Source organism: Seonamhaeicola marinus (assembly GCF_008085455.1).
The window spans coordinates 224-452 of sequence record NZ_VSDQ01000208.1; the positions used below are offsets into that span (position 1 = coordinate 224).

General features: G+C 33.2%; 1 protein-coding gene. It reads right to left on the bottom strand.

Features of this window, described 5'->3' with window-relative positions:
• Positions 1–229 (bottom strand): bifunctional hydroxymethylpyrimidine kinase/phosphomethylpyrimidine kinase (locus FUA24_RS25570; protein ID WP_246146932.1); only part of this gene is annotated, 229 nt, incomplete at both ends.

Here is a 229-nt window from a genome sequence, read left to right on the forward strand (position 1 = left end):
GTCAGTTCCTTTTTTATCGGTTCGGTGGCCGCCTTTTAAGTAAACATTGGTTTTACTTGCTATATGCGCTATGGTATCTTCAATATTTTTATCTGGATACAGCATTTGTATTTCATCATAATTAGGTGTAATTAAGTAGCATTTTTGCCAAATGGTATTTAAAATATCTTGATTTTCGGTAGTATGAAAATCGAAACCCGCGGTTGCTTTTATTACAGGGTCTAAAATT